Raw genomic sequence first — 18,469 nt, 5'->3', positions numbered from 1 at the left:
GTTCACGCCCGAAAAATTTGTGCGCCTCCATCGATTACGCTAGCGTCAGCCGACCCTGACTGCCGGCAGTTCCCCCATGCTTCAACCTCTCCACCCCCACGCCTCGCGCCTGATCCCTTTTCACCCACCGTTCGACTGGCAGCGCATGCTCGATTTCTTCGCGGCACGGATGACTGCGGGTGTCGAGGCGGTGGTCGATGGGGTGTACCTGCGTAACATCGACTTCAAGGGCAACCACGGTGCCTTGACGGTTGAGCTGGCGCCGGACGGTCAGCATTTGCTGGCGACCGCCCACGGCGAGGTGAGCCAGCACATTGATGAGCTGATCGTGCAGGTGTCGCACATGTTCGATCTGTACGCCGAACCTCACATCATCGACCACGCTCTGTCGCAAGACCCGTGGCTGGCAGCGCTGGTGCAGCGCCGCCCGGGGCTGCGCGTGCCGGGGGCGTTTTCCGGGTTCGAGCTGGCGGTGCGCACGGTCGTCGGGCAGCAGGTCAGCGTCAAGGGTGCAACCACGATTGTCGGTCGCCTGGTGCAGCGCGCCGGGGCTCAGGTCAGCGAGGGTCTGCATGAACAGCTGGGGTGGCGATTCCCGACGCCGGATGCCCTGGCGCAGGCCAACCTGGACAAGATCGGCATGCCCGGCAAGCGCGTCGACACCCTGCAGCGTCTCGCCGCAGCGGTGGCCAGTGGCGAGCTGTCCCTTGACGTGCGCCATGGGGACATTGGCGATGTGCGGCGACAGTTGCTGGCCATGCCCGGCATCGGCCCCTGGACCGTGGAATACATCGCCATGCGCGCCTGGCGTGACCCGGACGCCTGGCCCGCCGCCGATCTGGTGCTGATGAATCTGATGACCCTGCAGGACCCGACCCTGCTGCGCCTGCCGCAGCACAAGGTGCGGGCCGACGCCTGGAAACCCTGGCGCGCCTACGCCGCGATGCACATCTGGAATTCCGCGGCGGATGCGGCGGGCAGGCAGAAGGGCGGTTAACCGGCGAATTCGAGCGCAAGAACCGTGTGGTTCGGGAAGGGCGCGCGAGTAGTATGTCGGCGTACGGACGATTCCAGATAATCCCGGCACGGCCGTATCGAGAGCAAAAACCAGAGCAGGAGCCAGACGATGACCTTCACCTACCGTTTCATCGATTCCCCGGTTGGGCAGCTGAAACTGATCGCCAAGGGTCCGCGTCTGGCCGCCGTGCTGTGGGAAAACGACCGCCCGAATCGCGTGCTGCTCGGAGCCATGAGCGAAGATGACGGCAGCGACATTCTTGACCGGACCGAGCTTCAGCTCGCTGAATACTTCGCCGGGCAGCGTCAGCGCTTCGAGCTTGAGCTCGAATTCCATGGGACGGATTTTCAGCAGACAGTCTGGCAGGCCTTGCTGAATATTCCCTTTGGCGAAACCCGCAGTTATCTCGACATTGCCCTGCAGATCGGTAACCCCGCCGCTGTGCGCGCGGTCGGTGCCGCCAACGGCAAAAACCCCATTTCGATCATCGCCCCCTGCCACCGGGTGATCGGCAGCTCCGGTGCGCTGACCGGTTTTGCGGGTGGCCTCGACGCCAAGCACCTGCTGCTGACCCTGGAGGGGTATCAACCGGTACAGCGGGGAAGGCGCGTCATGGCGGCGGCTTCGACCCAGGCGTCACTGTTCTGAATCAATCGCTGCACAGTTTACGCAAAGCTCCACGCAACACGCCGCTTGAAAACGTACGCAACGGCCGACCCTTAAATCAATGGAGATGATCATGCCCGGTTCCGCTCAGACGTTTCGCTCACTGCACCACCAATCCACTGTGTTGCGCCTGCCCAACGCGTGGGACGCGGGCAGCGCGCGGCTGTTCGAAAGCCTCGGCGCCACGGCCATTGCGACCACCAGCGCCGGGGTCGCTTGGGCCCAGGGCTATGCGGATGGCCGGGTGTTTCCGGTCGACATTGCGGTCAGCGTCGCGGCCAGCATCGCGCGGTTGATCAAGGTGCCGCTGTCGGTGGACATGGAAAACGGCTACTCGGACGACCCGCAAACCGTTGCGGAGAACGTCAAGCGGGTGCTGGACGTTGGCGCGATCGGGATCAATATCGAGGACGGTTCCGACGCGCCGGATCTGCTGGCCCGCAAGATCGAGGCAATCAAAAGCATGGCGGCCCGTAACGGGCTGGACGTCTTTATCAATGCCCGCACGGACGTTTACCTGGCGAGTCTGGTCCCTGATGAGTTGCGCCTGGAGGAAACCCTGAAGCGAGGCCAGCTTTACCGGGAGGCGGGGGCGGACGGCCTCTTCGTCGCGGCCCTGGTGGATGTCGAGCAGATCAACGCCGTCGTTGCCGGCATCGATCTGCCCATCAATCTGCTGGCGCGACAGGGACTGCCCGCCGCCGATGCGTTGGCCGCATTGGGCGTTCGCCGGTTGAGTGCCGGATCCAGCATTGCCCAGACCTTGTGGGGACAGGCCGAGCAACTGGCACGGGGCTTTCTGGAGGAAGGGCGCTCGGAAACGGTCATCGAAACCAGCCTCGCGTATCCGCAGATTCAGGCGCTGTTTGAGCGCTAGGCAGGGCTTTTGAGCAGGGTGGCGATTCCCCGGATTCGCCGCTCTGTTACAAAGATTGCAGCCGGATCGACAAGAGGCGCTGGTCAGATTTAGTCGAGAAGAGTACAAATGTGCTCCATGACGACCCTATCCCCAAAACGCGCTGCCATCCTCACGTTCATTCGAGATCGCATCGCCCAGAACGGCCAGCCTCCCAGCCTGGCTGAAATTTCCGAAGCCTTCGGTTTTGCTTCCCGCAGTGTCGCGCGCAAGCACATCGTGGCGCTGACCGACGCTGGCTTGATCGAAGTCACCGCCAATCAGGCCCGCGGCATCCGGCTGGTGGACGCCCGTCCGCGGCCACAGATGCTCGACATTCCCGTGCTCGGCCGGGTAGCCGCCGGTGCGCCGATCGGCCCTGACCTCGATAACCACGACACCTTCACGCTGGACAGCCGCACCTTCATGCGCGTCCCGGATTACCTGCTGCGGGTGAGCGGGGACTCGATGATCGACGACGGCATTTTCGATGGCGATCTGGTGGGCATCCTGCAGAGCGCCGAGGCCCGCGACGGGCAGATCATCGTGGCCCGGCTGGACGGCGAAGTGACCATCAAGCGCCTGGAGCGCGGCGATGATCAGCTGCGTTTGCTGCCGCGCAACCCGGCGTATCAACCCATCATTGTTCGGCCCGACCAGGACTTCGCCATCGAAGGCGTGTTCTGTGGCCTGGTGCGCCGGGAATGATGGGCGCGGTGGTCAGCCTCGACGCGCTGCTGGACGAGCGGCGCGTCTGGAAGGGGCGTCAGCAGACGCCTTCGGTGGCCGCGCAGCCCACCGGCCATGGGGCCCTCGACGCGGCGTTGCCCATGGGAGGCTGGCCCCCTGCGGCGATGACCGAAGTGCTGGTGGCGGCGAACGGCAGTGGCGAGTTGCGGCTGATGTGGCCGACCCTGGCGCGGCTCGCTGACAGCGGCGAACGCATCGTGCTGGTCGCGCCTCCTTTTTTACCCTACGCCCAGGCCTGGCAGATGGCGGGCATCGACCTGAGGCAGTTGTCGATCATTCACGCCAACGAGCGCGATGCCTTGTGGGCGGTCGAGCAATGCCTGCGTTCGGGCAGTTGCGGCGCAGTGTTGTGCTGGCCCACCAAGGTCGATGACCGCGCCCTGCGTCGGTTGCAGGTGGCGGCCGAAACCGGTGAAACCCTGGCCTTTGCTTGTCGCGGGCACGAGGCGGCCGCCAATCCGTCACCGGCTGCGCTGCGCATTGCCATCGATGCGCGCCCCAGTCAGTTGCGGGTGCTCAAGTGTCGCGGCGGGCTGGCGCCTGCTTCCCCCGTTCCGTTCACTGCTGACGCTTGAGGTTGCCATGCTCTGGGCCTGTGTCCTCCTGCCGCAGCTGGCGCTGGACGGCGTCATGCGTCGTCGCGAAAACCCTGAAGAACCGCTGGCGCTGATCAGCGGCACGGCGCAGCGCCGGGTGCTGCAGACGGTCAACCCTGCAGCCCAGGCAATAGGCTTGCGTGCCGGCCAGTCGTTGACCGCAGCCCACGCCATGACCCGTGAATTCGCCACGGTTGAATACGACCCCGACGAAACCGAGCGCTGGCATCGTCTGCTGGCGGCCTGGGCCTACCGTTTCAGTTCACACGTCAGCCTCAAATACCCGCGCGTGCTGTTGATGGAGGTTGAATCCAGCTTTGGCCTGTTCGGGCCGTGGCCGGTGTTCGAAGCGCGTCTGCGTCAGGAACTCACCGAGTTGGGCTTCACCCATCGCATCGTTGCGGCGCCCAATCCGCTGGCGGCCCGCATGCTCGCCAACGCCCATGATGGTCTGGCCGTGACCGATGGCGACGTACTGCATGAGGTGCTGGCACAGATGCCGGTCAACCGCATCGGCCTGCCAACCGAAGTCGCCACGGCCCTGGCGCGCATGGGCCTGCACCGCGTGCGACAGGTTCAGGCGTTGCCCCGTGACACCCTGGCCCGGCGTTTCCCGGCGGCGGTGCTGCAACACCTCGACACGCTGTTCGGGCGCAGGCCCATGGGGCTGGAGTGTTATGTGCCGCCGGACCGTTTCGATACCCGTATCGAGCTGAATTTCGACGTCGAATCCCATCAGGCGCTGCTGTTCCCGCTCAAGCGCATGATTGCCGATCTAGCGGTGTTTCTGGCCGGGCGCGACAGCGGCGTTCAGCGTTTCGTGATTCATCTGGAGCACGTGCCAAGCGTGGGCAGCGTGGCGCCGGACACGCAGATTCCCGTCGGCCTGCTCAGTGCCGAGCGCGAAGCCAACATGCTGTTCGAGCTGGCGCGGGGCCGTCTGGAGCAAGTCGAAGTGCCGTCGCCGGTGCGCGCGTTGCGATTGCAGGCCAAGGATCTGCCGGCGTTCGTGCCCACTCACCGCGAGCTGTTCGACGACCGTCCGCAGCAGACCATGCCCTGGGAGCAACTGCGCGAGCGTCTGCGTGCACGGCTTGGGGATGAAGCGGTCGCCGGCCTGGGCTTCAATGCCGATCATCGTCCCGAACACGCCTCGCTGCCCGCATCCCCGAACAAACCGCTGGCGCTGACCCATAAAGTCCCGCGCCCCGGCTGGCTGTTGCCTGAGCCCGAGTTACTGACCGAGCCCGGCCTGCGCGTGCTGGCCGGGCCGGAGCGCATCGAGTCGGGCTGGTGGGACGGCGGCGACGTGCGCCGCGACTATTATCTGGTCGAAACCCGCAACGGCCAGCGCGGCTGGGCGTTCCGCAGCGTCGGCGACAGCAGCCTGTTGCTGCACGGCTGGTTCGCATGAGCGGGGGATACGCCGAGCTGCATTGCCTGTCGAACTTTAGCTTTCAGCGCGGGGCGTCGAGTGCGAAGGAACTGTTTGAGCGCGCCAAACTGCATGGCTATCAAGCGCTGGCGGTTACCGATGAATGCACACTGGCGGGCATTGTGCGGGCGTGGCAGGCGGCGAAGGAATGTGAGCTGCCGCTGATCATCGGCAGCGAAATCACCGTCGAGAACGGGCCTAAAATCGTCTTGCTGGTGGAGAATCTCGCCGGTTACCAGGCCTTGTGTCGCTTGATCACCCAGGGTCGGCGCCGTAGCAAGAAAGGCGAATACCGCTTGCTGCGCGAGGACTTCCAGCCGCCGCTCTCGGGACTTTTGGCGCTGTGGCTGCCGGATCTTGATCAGGACGTTCCGACGCGGCGGGAACAAGGCGAATGGCTGCGTGGGATCTTTCAGCAGAGCCTGTGGCTGAGTGTCGAGTTGCATTGCGGTCCGGACGACCGAAAGCGCCTCAATACCTTGCTCGGTATGGCACGGGCCATGGCGATTCCTGCCGTTGCCAGTGGCGACGTGCACATGCACGCCCGCGGTCGTCGGGCCTTGCAGGACACCATGAGCGCCGTTCGCCATCACACCACCGTGGCGGAGGCAGGCCATCGGCTGTTTGCCAACGGCGAGCGGCATTTGCGACCGCTGTCGGTGCTGGGCGAGCTTTATCCGGCGAGCCTGCTGATTGAAACCCTGAACATCGCCCGGCGCTGCACCTTCGACCTCAGTGAGTTGCGCTACGAATACCCTCACGAACTGGTGCCGCCGGACCAGTCCCCCAGCAGCTGGATGCGGCACCTGACCGAGCAGGGCGCCAGCCGTCGTTGGCCTCAGGGCGTGCCGGAGGTCGCCCGCAGCAACATCGAAAAAGAGCTGAAAGTGATTGCGGCCAAGCGGTATGAAAGTTACTTCCTCACGGTGCATGACATCGTCAGCTTCGCCCGCGAGCAGCACATCCTTTGCCAGGGCCGAGGCTCAGCGGCCAACTCCACGGTGTGTTTCGCCCTGGGCATCACCGAGCTGGACCCGTCAAAAAGCAATCTGCTGTTCGAGCGTTTCATCTCCGAAGAGCGCGACGAGCCCCCGGACATCGACGTGGATTTCGAGCACGAACGGCGCGAGGAAGTGCTGCAATACGTGTTCCGTCGATACGGCCGGGGCAGGGCGGCGCTCACGGCGGTTGCCAGTACCTACCACGGTGCGGGGGCCGTCCGGGATGTGGCGCGGGTCCTCGGTTTGCCGCCGGACCAGATCAACGCTCTGGCCGACTGCTTCAGCCGCTGGAGCGACAGCATGCCGCCCGCCGAACGCCTGCGCGAATGCGGTTTCGAACCCGACAGCCCGATCCTGCGGCGGGTACTGACGCTGACCGGCGAACTCATCGGCTTTCCCCGGCATCTGTCCCAGCACCCCGGCGGTTTTGTGATTTCCGAGCATCCGCTGGAAACCCTGGTGCCCGTGGAAAACGCCGCCATGGCGGACCGCACCATCATTCAGTGGGACAAGGACGACCTCGATCTGGTGGGACTGCTCAAGGTTGATATCCTCGCCTTGGGCATGCTCAGCGCGCTGCGCCGGACCTTCGATCTGGTCAGGGGTTATCGCGGTTACGACCTGACCCTCGCGACCATCCCCGCCGAGGACAAACCGACCTACGACATGATCACCCGCGCCGACACCATCGGCGTGTTCCAGATCGAGTCGCGGGCGCAGATGTCCATGTTGCCGCGCTTGAAACCCAACACCTTCTATGACCTGGTGATCGAGGTGGCCATCGTCCGCCCCGGGCCGATTCAGGGCGGCATGGTCCATCCGTACCTGCGCCGCAAGAACGGCGAGGAGGAAGTGACCTACCCATCCGATGAACTGAAAGTGGTGTTCGAGCGCACGTTGGGCGTGCCCCTGTTCCAGGAACAGGTCATGCAACTGGCGATCGTCGCTGCTGATTATTCCCCCGGCGAGGCGGATCAACTGCGTCGTTCCATGGCAGCGTGGAAACGCCACGGCGGTCTTGAGCCCCATCGCATTCGCCTCAGCGAGCGCATGAAGGAAAAGGGTTACCCGGACGAATTCATCCAGCGCATTTTCGAGCAGATCAAGGGCTTCGGCAGTTACGGCTTCCCGGAATCCCATGCCGCCAGTTTCGCCTTGCTGACCTACGCCAGTTGCTGGCTCAAGTGCCACGAACCGGCAGCTTTTACCTGTGCGCTGATCAACAGCTGGCCGATGGGCTTTTACAGCCCGGATCAATTGCTGCAGGACGCCCGCCGCCACCAGATCGACGTGCACCCGGTAGACGTGCGTTACAGCAACTGGGACTGTTCGCTCGAGCCAGTCGCCGGCCGCGAATACAAACAGAACCTGGCCATTCGCATGGGCCTGCGCATGATTAAGGGGTTCCGCGAGGAGGACGCCACGCGCATCGAACAGGCCCGTGGTGTACGAGATTTCAAGGACGTGGCCGACCTGTGCATTCGCGCCGAACTGGACAACCGGGCCCGTGCTGCGCTGGCGGATTCCGGCGCCCTGCGCGGGCTGGTGGGGCATCGGCACCGGGCGCGCTGGGAGATCGCCGGCGTCGAGATGCAACGGCCGTTGTTCGGCGACGACTGTTTTGGCGAAGAGGCCCAGGTCGCGCTGCCGTTGCCGAGTGTCGCCCAGGACCTTGCAGCCGATTACGACACCCTCGGCACGACACTCGGCCCGCACCCGCTGGCCTTGCTGCGCCATAAACTGGCGGCGAAGCGTTTTCGCAGTTCAAAGGATTTGCTGGATGAAGAGCACGGCCGCAGTTTCAGCGTCGCCGGGCTTGTCGTCGGTCGACAACGGCCCGGCACCGCCAGCGGCGTGACGTTTGTCACCCTGGAAGACGAACACGGAATGATCAACGTCGTGGTCTGGCGTGATTTGGCCGAGCGTCAGCGCAAAGTGTTGATGGGGTCGCAGTTGATGCAGGTGTTCGGCAAGTTCGAATTCCAGAAGGGCGTGCGCCACGTCATCGCCCAGCGATTGTTCGACCTCACGCCAATGCTCACCGGGCTTGATGTGCGCAGTCGGGATTTCAAGTGACAGGCAGGCTGTCAATCTGCCCGCACCTGAGTACGGGCGATCAACACCGCGCAACTTACAGCTCCACCTTCACCGCCCGCCCGGTCTTGATCGACTCGATGGCGCAATTGGCCAGATGCAGGGCTCTCAAGCCGTCGCGGGCATTGGTGGGCAGGGTTTCGTTGCCCCGCACCGCGTCGATGAACTGGTTCAGCTCGATGCGATACGAAGCGGCATAACGCTCGAGAAAGAAATTCTCCAGCGGCTCACGCACTTCGGTCTGCGTGGCGCTGTAGCTGCGCACGGTGCTCGGGCGATGGTTGTCGTTGAGGATCATCCCCTTGGAACCGAACACTTCCAGGCGCTGGTCATAGCCGTACACGGCTTCACGGCAGCAATTGATGTGGCACTGTTTGCCGGAGGCGGTGCGCAGCAGCACCATCACGCTGTCGTAGTCGTCGATTTGCGCGAGCGCGGGCTCCACGAGGCGGCTGGCGATGGCGATGACCTCAATGGGTTCTTCGCCGAGCAGCGTACGTGCTGTGTCGAAGTCATGGATGGTCATGTCGCGGAAGATGCCGCCGGAGTGGGTCAGGTATTCCACAGGCGCCAGACCCGGATCCCGGCTGGTGATCACCACCTGGCGCACTTCGCCGATGTCCCCGCTGGCAATGGACTTGCGCATCTGCAGGGTGTCGGGGTCGAAGCGGCGGTTGAACCCCAGCATCACTTTGCCGTTCAGGCGCTCGATCTCTTCCACCGCGCGGGCGGCTTTGGCGAAATCCAGATCAATGGGTTTCTCGCACAGTACGGGTTTGCCTAGCTTGACCGCCCGCAGCATCAGGTCGATGTGGGTGTCGGTCGGCGTGCCGATGACAATCGCATCCACGTCGTCACGGGCAATGGCTTCGGCGCAGTCGTAGGCCGCGGCGCAGCCCAGCTTGCCGGCGAGGGTGTCAACGCCTTCGCGCCAGGGGTCAGCGATCACCGTGAGTTGCACGTTGGGATTGGCGGCCACGTTGGCTGCGTGAATGTTGGCGATACGGCCTGCGCCGAGGATTGCAATGCGTAGCATGGGAGGATCTCCGGGATTGTTGTTATGGGGTGATCGGCGTAGCAGGTGCGGCTGCACATCAGTGCGTCAGGTTGAACGGTGTGACCACCTGCACGTGGGAAACGGGAATCGGCACCGCCTTCCACAGACGATGAAACTGCAGGATGTGCAGAAACGCGTTGCGGGCGTCGACCTGCAGGTTGTGATCGATGATCGCGGCAATCTTTTCTTCCGCCAGCAGTTGGCGGTTTTCTTGATCGAGGTCGTGGCCGATGAACACCTCCAGGGGGCGATCCAGTGCGGCGAAGGCGTCGACGATCGCGCGATTGCCGCCGCCGACGCTGTAAATGGCCTTGATCGACGGATTGTCCTGCAGCGCTCGAGTCACTTTCTCGAAAGTCGGTTCATGCACCCCGAATCCTCCGGTCACGTCGACGACCCGCAAATGCGCCGCACGGCTGCGCAGCCAAGTGCGAAAACCCATTTCCCGCTCTTCCTCGCCACGAAACAGCTCACTGCTGATCACCACGGCCACGTCTTGTGCCTCATCGTCGAGCCAGCGCGACATCAGGTACGCCGCGGTTTGGCCGGCGGTGCGATTGTCCATGCCGATGTAACCAATGCGCTCACTCTGGGGCAGATCGGAAACAAAGGTCACCACCGGTACACCCGCCGCCGTCGCTTGATTGACTGCTTCGTTGATCGGCACCTCATCCGCGGCCTTGATGATCAGGCCCTGACTGCCTTTTTCGACGCAGCGCAGAATCAGGTCGTGCATCTGCTGCGTGCCGATGGATTGATAAAGGTGAAAGCGCGGAAAGATCCGAAACGGCGCCAGACTGCCGAGCTGCGCGAGAATCGCCTCCTGCACGGCATCGCTGAAGCGCTTGGGCGTGTGCAGGATGACGTCGATATGAAAGGTGCGGCCCACCGCAGGCCCGGACTTTTCCTGGGCTTCGAGTTCTTCGAGGGCTTGATGAATGCGGCGGTGGGTCTGGTAGTGCACGCTGCCGCGCTGATGCAGGACGCGATCGACCGTCGCCTTGCTCACGCCGGCCTGGGTTGCGATCTGCTTGATGGAAAAACGTCTGGCGCGGTCGAGCATGTGAATCCCCTGAAGCCTCTCGATGAGGTCTTGTTGAGGTCGATTCGGGGCCTCGGTGAGGCTGTCGCAATGCTAGCCGCAGTTCTATTGCTTGTACAGATGGAAATTAAATTCCAAATCAGGGAGATTCGTTAATCTCTGAACGCCCTTGGCACGGGCTGTGCTGTGCTCAATTCCTCAGATAAAAATCACTCGCCAGGAGCACCCATGTACAAAGACTATCCCGCTGCTTATCAGGTCAGCAAAGGCTCGGCCCTACAGGTCGACACGGCGTTTTATCAACGCATCCGTGAGGCGCAGGACAGCCGCACCCTGATCGAGCAGTTCGAAGTGCCGATCCGTACCGGACGGGCGTGGAAGGTCAAGGCCGGGCAGGTGTTCCGCGTGACCACACCGGTGGGCCCGCAAGTGGGCGACTTCAATGTCTGGAGCGCCGATGATCCGCGCGAGCGCATGTGGGCCGCGCGCACCCGGCAATTGCAGGGCGCCCACGTCACGACCCATGACCGGTTGTGGTCGAACCTGCCGTTCCTGCGGCCGATGGTCACCATCACCGACGACAGCCTCGCCAGTTACGGCATCGACGAACATGGCGGTCGGCTGCATGACCTGCTCGGCACCCGCTGCGATCCCTACGTGAACAAGATGCTCACCGGCGAAGACTTTCACCATCATTGCCATTCCAACCTGACCCGCGCCGTGTTGCCCCACGGCCTGACCGAATTCGACGTGCACGATGTGCTGAACATCTTCCAGTGCACCGGCTTGAATCACGACGACCTGTATTTCATGAAAGCCTGCCCGGCCAAACAGGGCGATTACCTGGAGTTCTTCGCCGAGATCGACCTGCTTTGCGCGCTGTCGACATGCCCCGGCGGCGACCTTTCATTGCCGATGTGGGGCCCGGATGCCCAGGACCCGCTGACCGTGTGCCGGCCGTTGGGTGTCGAAATTTACGACCTTGATGCGGCGTTGCTGCAAGGCTGGGAGCAGCCCAAACGCGCGGCCTACAACGGTCTGCACGGGTTGAAGATCGAAAAGGCGGACTGGGAGAAGTAAGGCTGTACTGATGCGGTTTTTCCAGTGACAGGCCCTGCGGGCCTGGCACCGCATTCAGGCATCCCGCAACAAGTCGTGGGCGTTGAGCAGGCGCCAGGCGATCTCGGGGTTCTTTTCGAGTCCCCGGCGTATGGCCGCAGGGATGGCGGCGCGGGTCTTGCGGCACATGCCGGGCAATTCGGCGATGTCGATGACCATGCCGCGCATGCTGCGCACTTCATTGAAGCCGGGGGCGATATCCAGGCGGATGCCGAGCTGCTCGAACATCCGCTGTTGCAGGCGCTGCAGATCTTCCACACTGGCGATATTTTCCAGGCGCTCGAGCAGGCGTTTCTCCTCCTGACGGGTCAGGCGAAGGATGCGCACGTCCGCGCCCTCCAGCTCTAACAGTCGGTCGCGGTCGCATTGACAGGCGCCGGGCGGGCAGGGCGAGCGGATTGGCAATGGGGAGTTCATGGGCTCCGATCATAACCATGGGCTGTGGGGATTTACAGCCGTCGTGCTGGCGATCGCGGCGAAAACTCAAATGGCTCATTTGGTAAGGCCAATAGCTTAATTATCCAATTGGTCTTGCCAATGATCCGGCGGCTGTGTAGTTTTTTCCTGCAGCGCCGCACTGTGATGGCCCGAGCCACTGCAATTGCGGTCCGCGCTTCCAGAATCCATCAGCCACCTCACAACAACAAGATCACTGCCCGGTAACCTGCGGCTCTGGCCGTTTCAGCGGCGCCGGCGTGCCTGGTCTGGAGAGAGAAGATGCTCACCGTCGTCTGCGAAAAACCCGGTTCCCTGCTGGCCCTCGACCGTCCGAAACCCGAACGCGCACCCGGCGAGACGCTGGTCCGCATCAAGCGGGTCGGGGTCTGTGGCACTGATCTTCACATCTTCAACGGCAATCAGCCGTTTCTTGAATACCCTCGGGTCATGGGCCACGAATTTTCCGGCATCGTCGAGCAAAGCGAGGCGGGCAGCGGGCTTGAGCCCGGCGACGTGGTGTACGTGATGCCGTACCTGTCCTGTGGCGACTGCATCGCCTGTCGTCAGGGCAAGACCAATTGCTGCGTGCGCATTCAAGTGCTGGGCGTCCACCGCGACGGCGCGTTCACCGAATACCTGAGCCTGCCCCACGGCTTCGTGCTCAAGGCCGACGGCGTGACGCTGGATCAGGCGGCCATGATCGAGTTTCTGTCCATTGGCGCCCATGCGGTGCGTCGCTCGGACGTGCAATCCGGCCAGCGCGCGCTGGTGGTTGGCACCGGCCCGATCGGCATGGCGGTGGCGATTTTCTCCCGACTGCGGGGGGCGAACGTCACCGTGCTCGACACCCGTGAAGACCGCCTGGCGTTCTGCAAGCAACACCTGCAGATCGACTCGGCCGTGCTGATCGGCGCAGACGACAAGCAGCAACTGGAGCAGCTGACCCAGGGCGAGTTCTTCGATGTGGTGTACGACGCCACCGGCAACGCCAAGGCCATGGAGCGCGGTTTCGAATTCATCGCCCACGGCGGCAAATACGTGCTGGTGTCCATCGTCCGCGACACCATCAGCTTCTCCGACCCTGAATTTCACAAGCGCGAAGCGACCCTGATGGGCAGCCGCAACGCCACCGTCGAAGACTTCCGCTACGTCGAGCAATGCCTGCGCGACGGCCTGATCCCCGACGCTGCGCTCAACACCCACCGCATGGCCCTGAGCGAAGTGACCGAACGCTTCACCACGCTGCTCGACCCTGCGCAGCGGGTCGTCAAAGCCATCGTCGAATGCTAGGAGGCGCGGGCATGCACGCGACCCCGTTCACCCCCATTCTGCAGTTCGGCACCAGCCGTTTTCTTCAGGCCCATGCTGACCTGTTCATCTCCCAGGCTCTGGAAAAGGGCGAAGCGCTGGGCAGAATCACCGTCGTGCAAACCACCGGCAGCGCTGACAGCGCGCAGCGGGTGCAGGCGCTGGCCAGTGGCACGGGGTATCCGGTGCGCATTCAGGGCGCGGAAAACGGTCGCACGGTGGATGAAGAGCATTGGTCGACATCGATTGCCGGCGCGCTGCAAGCCGGTCCCTACTGGGCGTTGATTCGTCAGGCGATACGGCACGACGTGCAGGTGGTCATCTCCAACACGGGCGACAAAGGCTACGTGCTGGATGCGGCGGACACGGCGTCTTGCCTGGCCGCCGAGGCGCCGACGCCCCATAGTTTTCCGGCGAAACTGCTGGTGTTGCTCCATGACCGCTGGCAGGCGAATCCTGAGGCGCCGTTGTCCCTGTTCCCCTGTGAGCTTGTGTCGCGCAATGGTGATGTGCTGCGCGACCTGATCATTGCGCTGGGAGCGGAGTGGGGCATCGATAGCGGGTTTGCCCACTACCTGCGCGGCACCTGTCGTTGGGCGAATTCCCTGGTGGATCGCATCGTCTCGCAGCCGATTCAGCCGGTGGGTGCCATTGCCGAGCCGTACGCCATCTGGGCCATTGAGCGTCAGCCGGGGCTGGTGCTGCCGTGTACGCACCCTTGCGTGGTGGTGACGGATCAGCTTGAGCAGTATGAGCAGTTCAAATTGTTCATGCTCAATCTCGGGCACACCTGGCTGGCCGAGCGGTGGTTGAAGGATGGCCGGCCTGAGAGTGAAACGGTGTTTCAGGCGATGAACGACCCAGTGCTGCGCAGGAGCCTGGAGGACGTGTGGGAGCGGGAGGTGCTACCGATGTTTGCGGCGAAGGGCCAAGGGGATCAGGCGCGGGATTATCTGGCGAGTGTCCGTGACCGCTTTCTCAACCCGTTTTTGCAGCACCGCATTGCCGATATCGCGCAGAACCACGAGGAGAAAAAACGCCGCAGGTTCTTGCCGGTGGTGGAGATGGGGCGGGGGATTGCCGGGTTGGAGCAGCCGAAGCTTCAGGGCGCACTGGCGGATTGATTCCCACCTGACACCCCGAGATTCCATAGTAGGACCGGCTTCAGCCGGGAAGGCGTCAATTGGCACACCGCAAAATTGAGGGTGAACGCACTGGCCTCTTCCCGGCTAAAGCCGGTCCCACTAAAGCTCGCCTCCGTGGCGGCGACGCAGAGCGTCAGGGGATGTGTTCCCACGCGGAGCGTGGTAACAATCATGCCGCGCACTCATAGTGGGACCGGCTTCAGCCGGGAAAGCGTCGGTAGCCACACCGCAAAATTGAAGTGGCTCACCGACTGTAAGGCCACGCCACAAGGCGCCCCAACGCCTGTGATATCCTCCGGCGCATCCTGATGGAACGTGATTGATGACCGCGCCAAGCCCAGCCCCCGAACGCCGCCTTTACCAGATCACCGCCGACCGATTGCGCGAGCACATTCGCAAGCATGGCATCGCCCCCGGCGCGCGGCTGCCGCCAGAACGTGATCTGGCGCAGTTACTCGGCGTCTCTCGTCCGTCCCTGCGCGAAGCCCTGATTGCCCTGGAAATCGAAGGCAGCGTCGAGATTCGCATGGGTTCCGGCATCTACGTCTGTGAGCACCTGCTGGGCGTCAAAGGCAAAACCCGCACGCTGGGAGAGAGCCCGTCCGAGTTGATGCAGGCCCGGGCGTTGATCGAAGGCGAGAGCGTGATGCTGGCCTGTCTGCACGGCAGCAAAGCCGATTTTCGCTACCTGCAGGGGTGCATCGACAAGATGCGCGAGGGTGCGCTCAAAGGCGTGCCGGCGCTGGACGACGACCGCAAATTTCACCAGCGGCTGGCGAAAATGAGCGGCAACTCGACCCTGGTGCGCATCATCACCTCCCTGTTCGAAGAGCGTTACAGCCCGCTCACCGCCCACGTCAGCGAACATTCCGAAACCCGCGAAACCTGGGCCATGGCGGTGGCCGAGCACGAAGCCATCCTGCACGCCGTTCAGACCCGCGACCTGATCGGCGCCCAAACCGCCATGCGCGAACACCTGCGCCGGTCCGAAGCGCGCTGGCTGGACGGGATGGATGCGGAGTTGCGTTAACAGTCGCCCGCCGCAAGGCGGTGCTGTTCAACGGTCCTCAGCCTCACGCGATGGTCTTGCGAATCCCTTCCCACAAGCCATTCAGGTACACCGCGCCCAGTGCACGGTCATACAGGCCGTAGCCCGGTTTGCCGGTTTCGCCCCAGATCATGCGCCCGTGGTCGGGCCGGTAATAACCTTCGAATCCGGTCTCGACGTAGGCCTTGACGATCTCGGCCATGTCCAGCGAGCCGTCTTCGGAGCGGTGCGCGGTTTCATAAAAATCACCGGCTTCGTTGACTTTCACATTGCGCAGATGGGCGAAGTGAATGCGCCCCTGACCGCCGAACTCGCGAACCAGCGAGGGGATGTCGTTGCCCAGATCTGCGCCGAGGGAGCCTGAACACAGGGTCAATCCGTTGGCCGGGTCATCGACCATGGCCAGAATGTGCGCCAGGTCCTCGCGGTTCTTCACCACCCGTGGCATGCCGAACATCGAGCGCGGCGGGTCGTCCGGGTGCAGGGCCATCTTGATGCCCGCGTCCTTCGCCACCGGAATGATGCGCTCTAGAAAATACGCCAGCCGCTCACGCAGGGTGGCTTCATCCACCTGAGCGTATTCGTTGATCAGCGCGCGCAGGACTTCCGGCTCATAGCTGACGTCCCAGCCGGGCAGGCTGATGCCGTTGTCCAGATTCGCCTGCTCGATCACCGCCACGTCGAACGCCAGGGTGGTCGAACCGTCGGGCAGCTCCATGGCCAGGGTCGAGCGGGTCCAGTCGAACACCGGCATGAAGTTGTAGCAGACCACCTTGATCCCGCAGGCCGCCAGGTTGCGCAGGGTCTGGCCGTAGTTGTCGATCAATTGATCGCGGGAAGGCAGGCCGCGCTTGATGTCTTCGTGGACTGGCACGCTCTCGATGACCTCCAGCTCCAGGCCGTGGGCATTCACCGTGGCTTTCAGGGCTGCGATCTTCTCCAGCGGCCAGACCTCGCCCACCGGAATGTCGTAGATGGCGGAGACCACGCCGGTCATGCCGGGGATCTGGCGGATGTAAGGCAGGGTGACGGGATCGCTGTCGCCGTACCAACGGAAGGTCATCTTCATTGCGCAGTCCTTGTTGTTATGGAGGGCGGGCCGCTCAAGACCATGGGTGCTTCACCGAAAGTGGGCCAAGAGTGGCGTGCGCAGCAGCATAGATTGGTCAGGCCAAATTATGCAAATGCCGACCGTCGAGCCAGAAATCAGCAAATAAATCGCCGTTTCGATTTCCCTAACCCGGTATGCGGGTCTAGTATCGGCTGCATTCGGATATTTGGTCAGGCCAATTCTGCGGTTCTCGAGAGATGCTTTATCCCTCGCTGACAAGTGCGTGAATCACGGGCTGGGCGCTATACGAAGCTCTAACGATGTCTTACTCATAAAAATAATTAGGAGGACTCGCCATGCAGAAAGGGCGCTGGTTGGTAATTTTTCTGTGCTTCCTCGCGGTGGCCATCAACTACATCGACAGGGCCAACCTCGCGGTTGCCGCCCCCTATATCCAGAAAGAACTCGGTCTGGGCTCAGGGCAAATGGGCCTGCTGCTCAGTGGTTTCTTCTGGACCTACGCACTCATGCAAATGCCGTTTGGCTGGTTCGTCGACAAGGTCGGCGCGCGCATCGCGCTGCCCCTCGCGGTGGCCTGGTGGTCGCTGTTCACGGCGGCTACGGCGGCGGCCGGCAGCCTGGCGTCGATGTTCGGTTGCCGGCTGATGCTCGGCGTGGGGGAGGCGGGGGCGTATCCGTCCTGCGCGAAAATCGTCAGCCAGTGGTTCGACGTCAAAGAGCGCGGCTTCGCCACCAGCATCTTCGACAGCGGTTCGCGGGTCGGCTCGGCGCTGTCCATCCCGCTGGTCGCGTTGATCATCGAACTCTGGGGCTGGCGCGCGTCGTTCGTCATCACCGGCGCGGTGGGCCTGATCTGGGTCGTCGGCTGGTTCCTGATCTACAAAGAGCCTCAGGCCGTGGCGGCCATCGAGCAGCACGAAGCGGGCAAGGCGGCGACCCTCGCCGCTCGGCCGAAAGTCAAATGGGCGTCGCTGTTTCGTCACCGCACCCTGTGGGGGATGATGCTGGGCTTCTTCTGCCTCAACTTCGTGATCTATTTCTTCATCACCTGGTTCCCGACGTACCTGGTCACCGAACGCGGTTTCTCGCTGAAATCCCTCGGTACGCTGGGCACCATTCCGGCGATCGCGTCCATCGTCGGCGGCTGGATCGGCGGACTCACCTCCGACGCGCTGTACCGTCGTGGCTGGAGCCTGACCGCTGCGCGCAAGACCTGCATCGTCGGCGGCATGCTGATGTCGTCGAGCATTTCCCTGTCGGTGTTCGTCGATGGCACCTACGCGATGCTCGGCTTTTTCAGCCTGGCCTATGCGAGCCTGGCATTTGCCGGCGCGAGCATCTGGTGCCTGCCGGCTGACGTCGCGCCGACCCCGGCCCATGTGGCGTCGATTGGCGGTATTCAAAACTTCGCGTCGAACACCGCCGGGATCTTCATCACCACCTTTACCGGCTTCATGCTGGTGATCGGCAACGGCTCGTTCACCGCGCCGCTGCTCACCGCCGGGGCGTTTGCGCTGTTGGGGGCGTTCAGCTACCTGTTCATTGTCGGCAAGATCGAGCCGTTTTCGACCACGCCGGAGGATGCCGCGCCTCTGGATGCGCCAGCGGTCGCCCAGCGCACCTGAGTATTGAAATGGATGCGGGCCTCACTTCTGTGGTGTGCCGACCGACGCTTTCCCGGCTGAAGCCGGTCCCACAAGTCGGCGTTCCAGCCAGTCCCATTGAATGCACGCGGATGGTTTAGTGCAGGCTGTGTGAAAACCCCGAACGCCGATGCACTGCTCA

The 18,469-nt window shown here is 63.2% G+C and carries 16 protein-coding genes; 12 read left to right on the top strand and 4 right to left on the bottom strand.

Features of this window, described 5'->3' with window-relative positions; all coding sequences use genetic code 11:
- Positions 1-76: 76 nt before the first annotated feature.
- The 7 genes from QWI20_RS09070 (at position 77) to QWI20_RS09040 (ending at position 8,437) form a co-directional block, all read left to right on the top strand.
- Positions 77-997, top strand: coding sequence for a DNA-3-methyladenine glycosylase (locus QWI20_RS09070; protein ID WP_369305178.1), 921 nt, complete (start codon positions 77-79; stop codon positions 995-997).
- Positions 998-1,126: 129 nt separating this feature from the next.
- A complete protein-coding gene (locus QWI20_RS09065; protein ID WP_369305177.1) occupies positions 1,127-1,666 on the top strand; it encodes a methylated-DNA--[protein]-cysteine S-methyltransferase in 540 nt (179 codons plus the stop codon).
- Between the two features lie 91 nt (positions 1,667-1,757).
- Positions 1,758-2,561, top strand: a complete 804-nt coding sequence (locus QWI20_RS09060; protein ID WP_369305176.1) for an isocitrate lyase/phosphoenolpyruvate mutase family protein — start codon at positions 1,758-1,760, stop codon at positions 2,559-2,561.
- A 108-nt stretch (positions 2,562-2,669) separates the two neighbouring features.
- The gene (gene lexA / locus QWI20_RS09055; RefSeq protein ID WP_369305175.1) at positions 2,670-3,287 is read left to right on the top strand and encodes a transcriptional repressor LexA; all 618 of its coding nucleotides are present in this window, start codon (positions 2,670-2,672) and stop codon (positions 3,285-3,287) included.
- On the top strand, positions 3,287-3,904 hold the full coding sequence (imuA, locus tag QWI20_RS09050; protein ID WP_369305403.1) for a translesion DNA synthesis-associated protein ImuA: 618 nt from the start codon (positions 3,287-3,289) through the stop codon (positions 3,902-3,904). Before lexA ends, imuA begins: the two co-directional genes overlap by 1 nt.
- 7 nt (positions 3,905-3,911) lie before the next feature.
- Complete coding sequence (locus QWI20_RS09045; protein ID WP_369305174.1) at positions 3,912-5,339, top strand: DNA polymerase Y family protein; 1,428 nt, start codon at positions 3,912-3,914, stop codon at positions 5,337-5,339.
- Entirely contained in the window at positions 5,336-8,437 is a 3,102-nt protein-coding gene (locus QWI20_RS09040) for an error-prone DNA polymerase (protein WP_369305173.1), read from the top strand. Before QWI20_RS09045 ends, QWI20_RS09040 begins: the two co-directional genes overlap by 4 nt.
- 55 nt (positions 8,438-8,492) lie before the next feature.
- Here the strand turns inward: QWI20_RS09040 and iolG are convergent, their stop codons facing one another.
- Together iolG and QWI20_RS09030 are read right to left on the bottom strand one after the other, a co-directional pair.
- Positions 8,493-9,491, bottom strand: a complete 999-nt coding sequence (gene iolG / locus QWI20_RS09035; RefSeq protein ID WP_369305172.1) for an inositol 2-dehydrogenase — start codon at positions 9,489-9,491, stop codon at positions 8,493-8,495.
- Positions 9,492-9,549: 58 nt separating this feature from the next.
- On the bottom strand, positions 9,550-10,575 hold the full coding sequence (locus QWI20_RS09030; protein ID WP_369305171.1) for a LacI family DNA-binding transcriptional regulator: 1,026 nt from the start codon (positions 10,573-10,575) through the stop codon (positions 9,550-9,552).
- 207 nt (positions 10,576-10,782) lie between these two features.
- Here QWI20_RS09030 and QWI20_RS09025 point away from each other — a divergent pair, with 207 nt between their 5' ends.
- The gene (locus QWI20_RS09025; RefSeq protein WP_369305170.1) at positions 10,783-11,634 is read left to right on the top strand and encodes an urea carboxylase-associated family protein; all 852 of its coding nucleotides are present in this window, start codon (positions 10,783-10,785) and stop codon (positions 11,632-11,634) included.
- 54 nt (positions 11,635-11,688) lie between these two features.
- Here the strand turns inward: QWI20_RS09025 and QWI20_RS09020 are convergent, their stop codons facing one another.
- Positions 11,689-12,090 (bottom strand): hypothetical protein, encoded by a 402-nt coding sequence (locus QWI20_RS09020; RefSeq protein ID WP_369305168.1) that lies wholly within the window; start codon positions 12,088-12,090, stop codon positions 11,689-11,691.
- Positions 12,091-12,390: 300 nt separating this feature from the next.
- On the opposite strand from QWI20_RS09020, the gene QWI20_RS09015 reads away from it, so the two are divergent.
- The 3 genes from QWI20_RS09015 (at position 12,391) to QWI20_RS09005 (ending at position 15,594) form a co-directional block, all read left to right on the top strand.
- On the top strand, positions 12,391-13,401 hold the full coding sequence (locus QWI20_RS09015) for a zinc-binding alcohol dehydrogenase family protein (protein WP_369305167.1): 1,011 nt from the start codon (positions 12,391-12,393) through the stop codon (positions 13,399-13,401).
- 11 nt (positions 13,402-13,412) lie between these two features.
- The gene (locus tag QWI20_RS09010; protein WP_369305166.1) at positions 13,413-14,543 is read left to right on the top strand and encodes a mannitol dehydrogenase family protein; all 1,131 of its coding nucleotides are present in this window, start codon (positions 13,413-13,415) and stop codon (positions 14,541-14,543) included.
- A gap of 343 nt (positions 14,544-14,886) precedes the next feature.
- Entirely contained in the window at positions 14,887-15,594 is a 708-nt protein-coding gene (locus QWI20_RS09005) for a FadR/GntR family transcriptional regulator (protein ID WP_192173670.1), read from the top strand.
- Positions 15,595-15,637: 43 nt separating this feature from the next.
- Here the strand turns inward: QWI20_RS09005 and uxuA are convergent, their stop codons facing one another.
- A complete protein-coding gene (gene uxuA / locus QWI20_RS09000; protein ID WP_369305165.1) occupies positions 15,638-16,681 on the bottom strand; it encodes a mannonate dehydratase in 1,044 nt (347 codons plus the stop codon).
- 338 nt (positions 16,682-17,019) lie between these two features.
- Here uxuA and QWI20_RS08995 point away from each other — a divergent pair, with 338 nt between their 5' ends.
- The gene (locus QWI20_RS08995; RefSeq protein ID WP_369305164.1) at positions 17,020-18,309 is read left to right on the top strand and encodes an MFS transporter; all 1,290 of its coding nucleotides are present in this window, start codon (positions 17,020-17,022) and stop codon (positions 18,307-18,309) included.
- The last annotated feature ends 160 nt before the right edge of the window (positions 18,310-18,469 follow it).

It is taken from the genome of Pseudomonas sp. W2-17, assembly GCF_041060445.1.
GTDB lineage: Bacteria > Pseudomonadota > Gammaproteobacteria > Pseudomonadales > Pseudomonadaceae > Aquipseudomonas.
The sequence above is the reverse complement of the archived record's forward strand: the minus strand, read 5'-3'. Positions and strand labels throughout refer to the sequence as shown.

Coding starts and splice junctions, on each gene's coding strand:
- QWI20_RS08995 (WP_369305164.1), top strand. CDS start 17,020: ATGCAGAAAGGGCGCTGGTTGGTAATTTTTCTGTGCTTCCTCGCGGTG.
- QWI20_RS09045 (WP_369305174.1), top strand. CDS start 3,912: ATGCTCTGGGCCTGTGTCCTCCTGCCGCAGCTGGCGCTGGACGGCGTC.
- QWI20_RS09030 (WP_369305171.1), bottom strand. CDS start 10,575: ATGCTCGACCGCGCCAGACGTTTTTCCATCAAGCAGATCGCAACCCAG.
- QWI20_RS09020 (WP_369305168.1), bottom strand. CDS start 12,090: ATGAACTCCCCATTGCCAATCCGCTCGCCCTGCCCGCCCGGCGCCTGT.
- iolG (WP_369305172.1), bottom strand. CDS start 9,491: ATGCTACGCATTGCAATCCTCGGCGCAGGCCGTATCGCCAACATTCAC.
- QWI20_RS09065 (WP_369305177.1), top strand. CDS start 1,127: ATGACCTTCACCTACCGTTTCATCGATTCCCCGGTTGGGCAGCTGAAA.
- imuA (WP_369305403.1), top strand. CDS start 3,287: ATGGGCGCGGTGGTCAGCCTCGACGCGCTGCTGGACGAGCGGCGCGTC.
- QWI20_RS09015 (WP_369305167.1), top strand. CDS start 12,391: ATGCTCACCGTCGTCTGCGAAAAACCCGGTTCCCTGCTGGCCCTCGAC.
- QWI20_RS09025 (WP_369305170.1), top strand. CDS start 10,783: ATGTACAAAGACTATCCCGCTGCTTATCAGGTCAGCAAAGGCTCGGCC.
- QWI20_RS09040 (WP_369305173.1), top strand. CDS start 5,336: ATGAGCGGGGGATACGCCGAGCTGCATTGCCTGTCGAACTTTAGCTTT.
- QWI20_RS09060 (WP_369305176.1), top strand. CDS start 1,758: ATGCCCGGTTCCGCTCAGACGTTTCGCTCACTGCACCACCAATCCACT.
- lexA (WP_369305175.1), top strand. CDS start 2,670: ATGTGCTCCATGACGACCCTATCCCCAAAACGCGCTGCCATCCTCACG.
- QWI20_RS09005 (WP_192173670.1), top strand. CDS start 14,887: ATGACCGCGCCAAGCCCAGCCCCCGAACGCCGCCTTTACCAGATCACC.
- QWI20_RS09010 (WP_369305166.1), top strand. CDS start 13,413: ATGCACGCGACCCCGTTCACCCCCATTCTGCAGTTCGGCACCAGCCGT.
- uxuA (WP_369305165.1), bottom strand. CDS start 16,681: ATGAAGATGACCTTCCGTTGGTACGGCGACAGCGATCCCGTCACCCTG.
- QWI20_RS09070 (WP_369305178.1), top strand. CDS start 77: ATGCTTCAACCTCTCCACCCCCACGCCTCGCGCCTGATCCCTTTTCAC.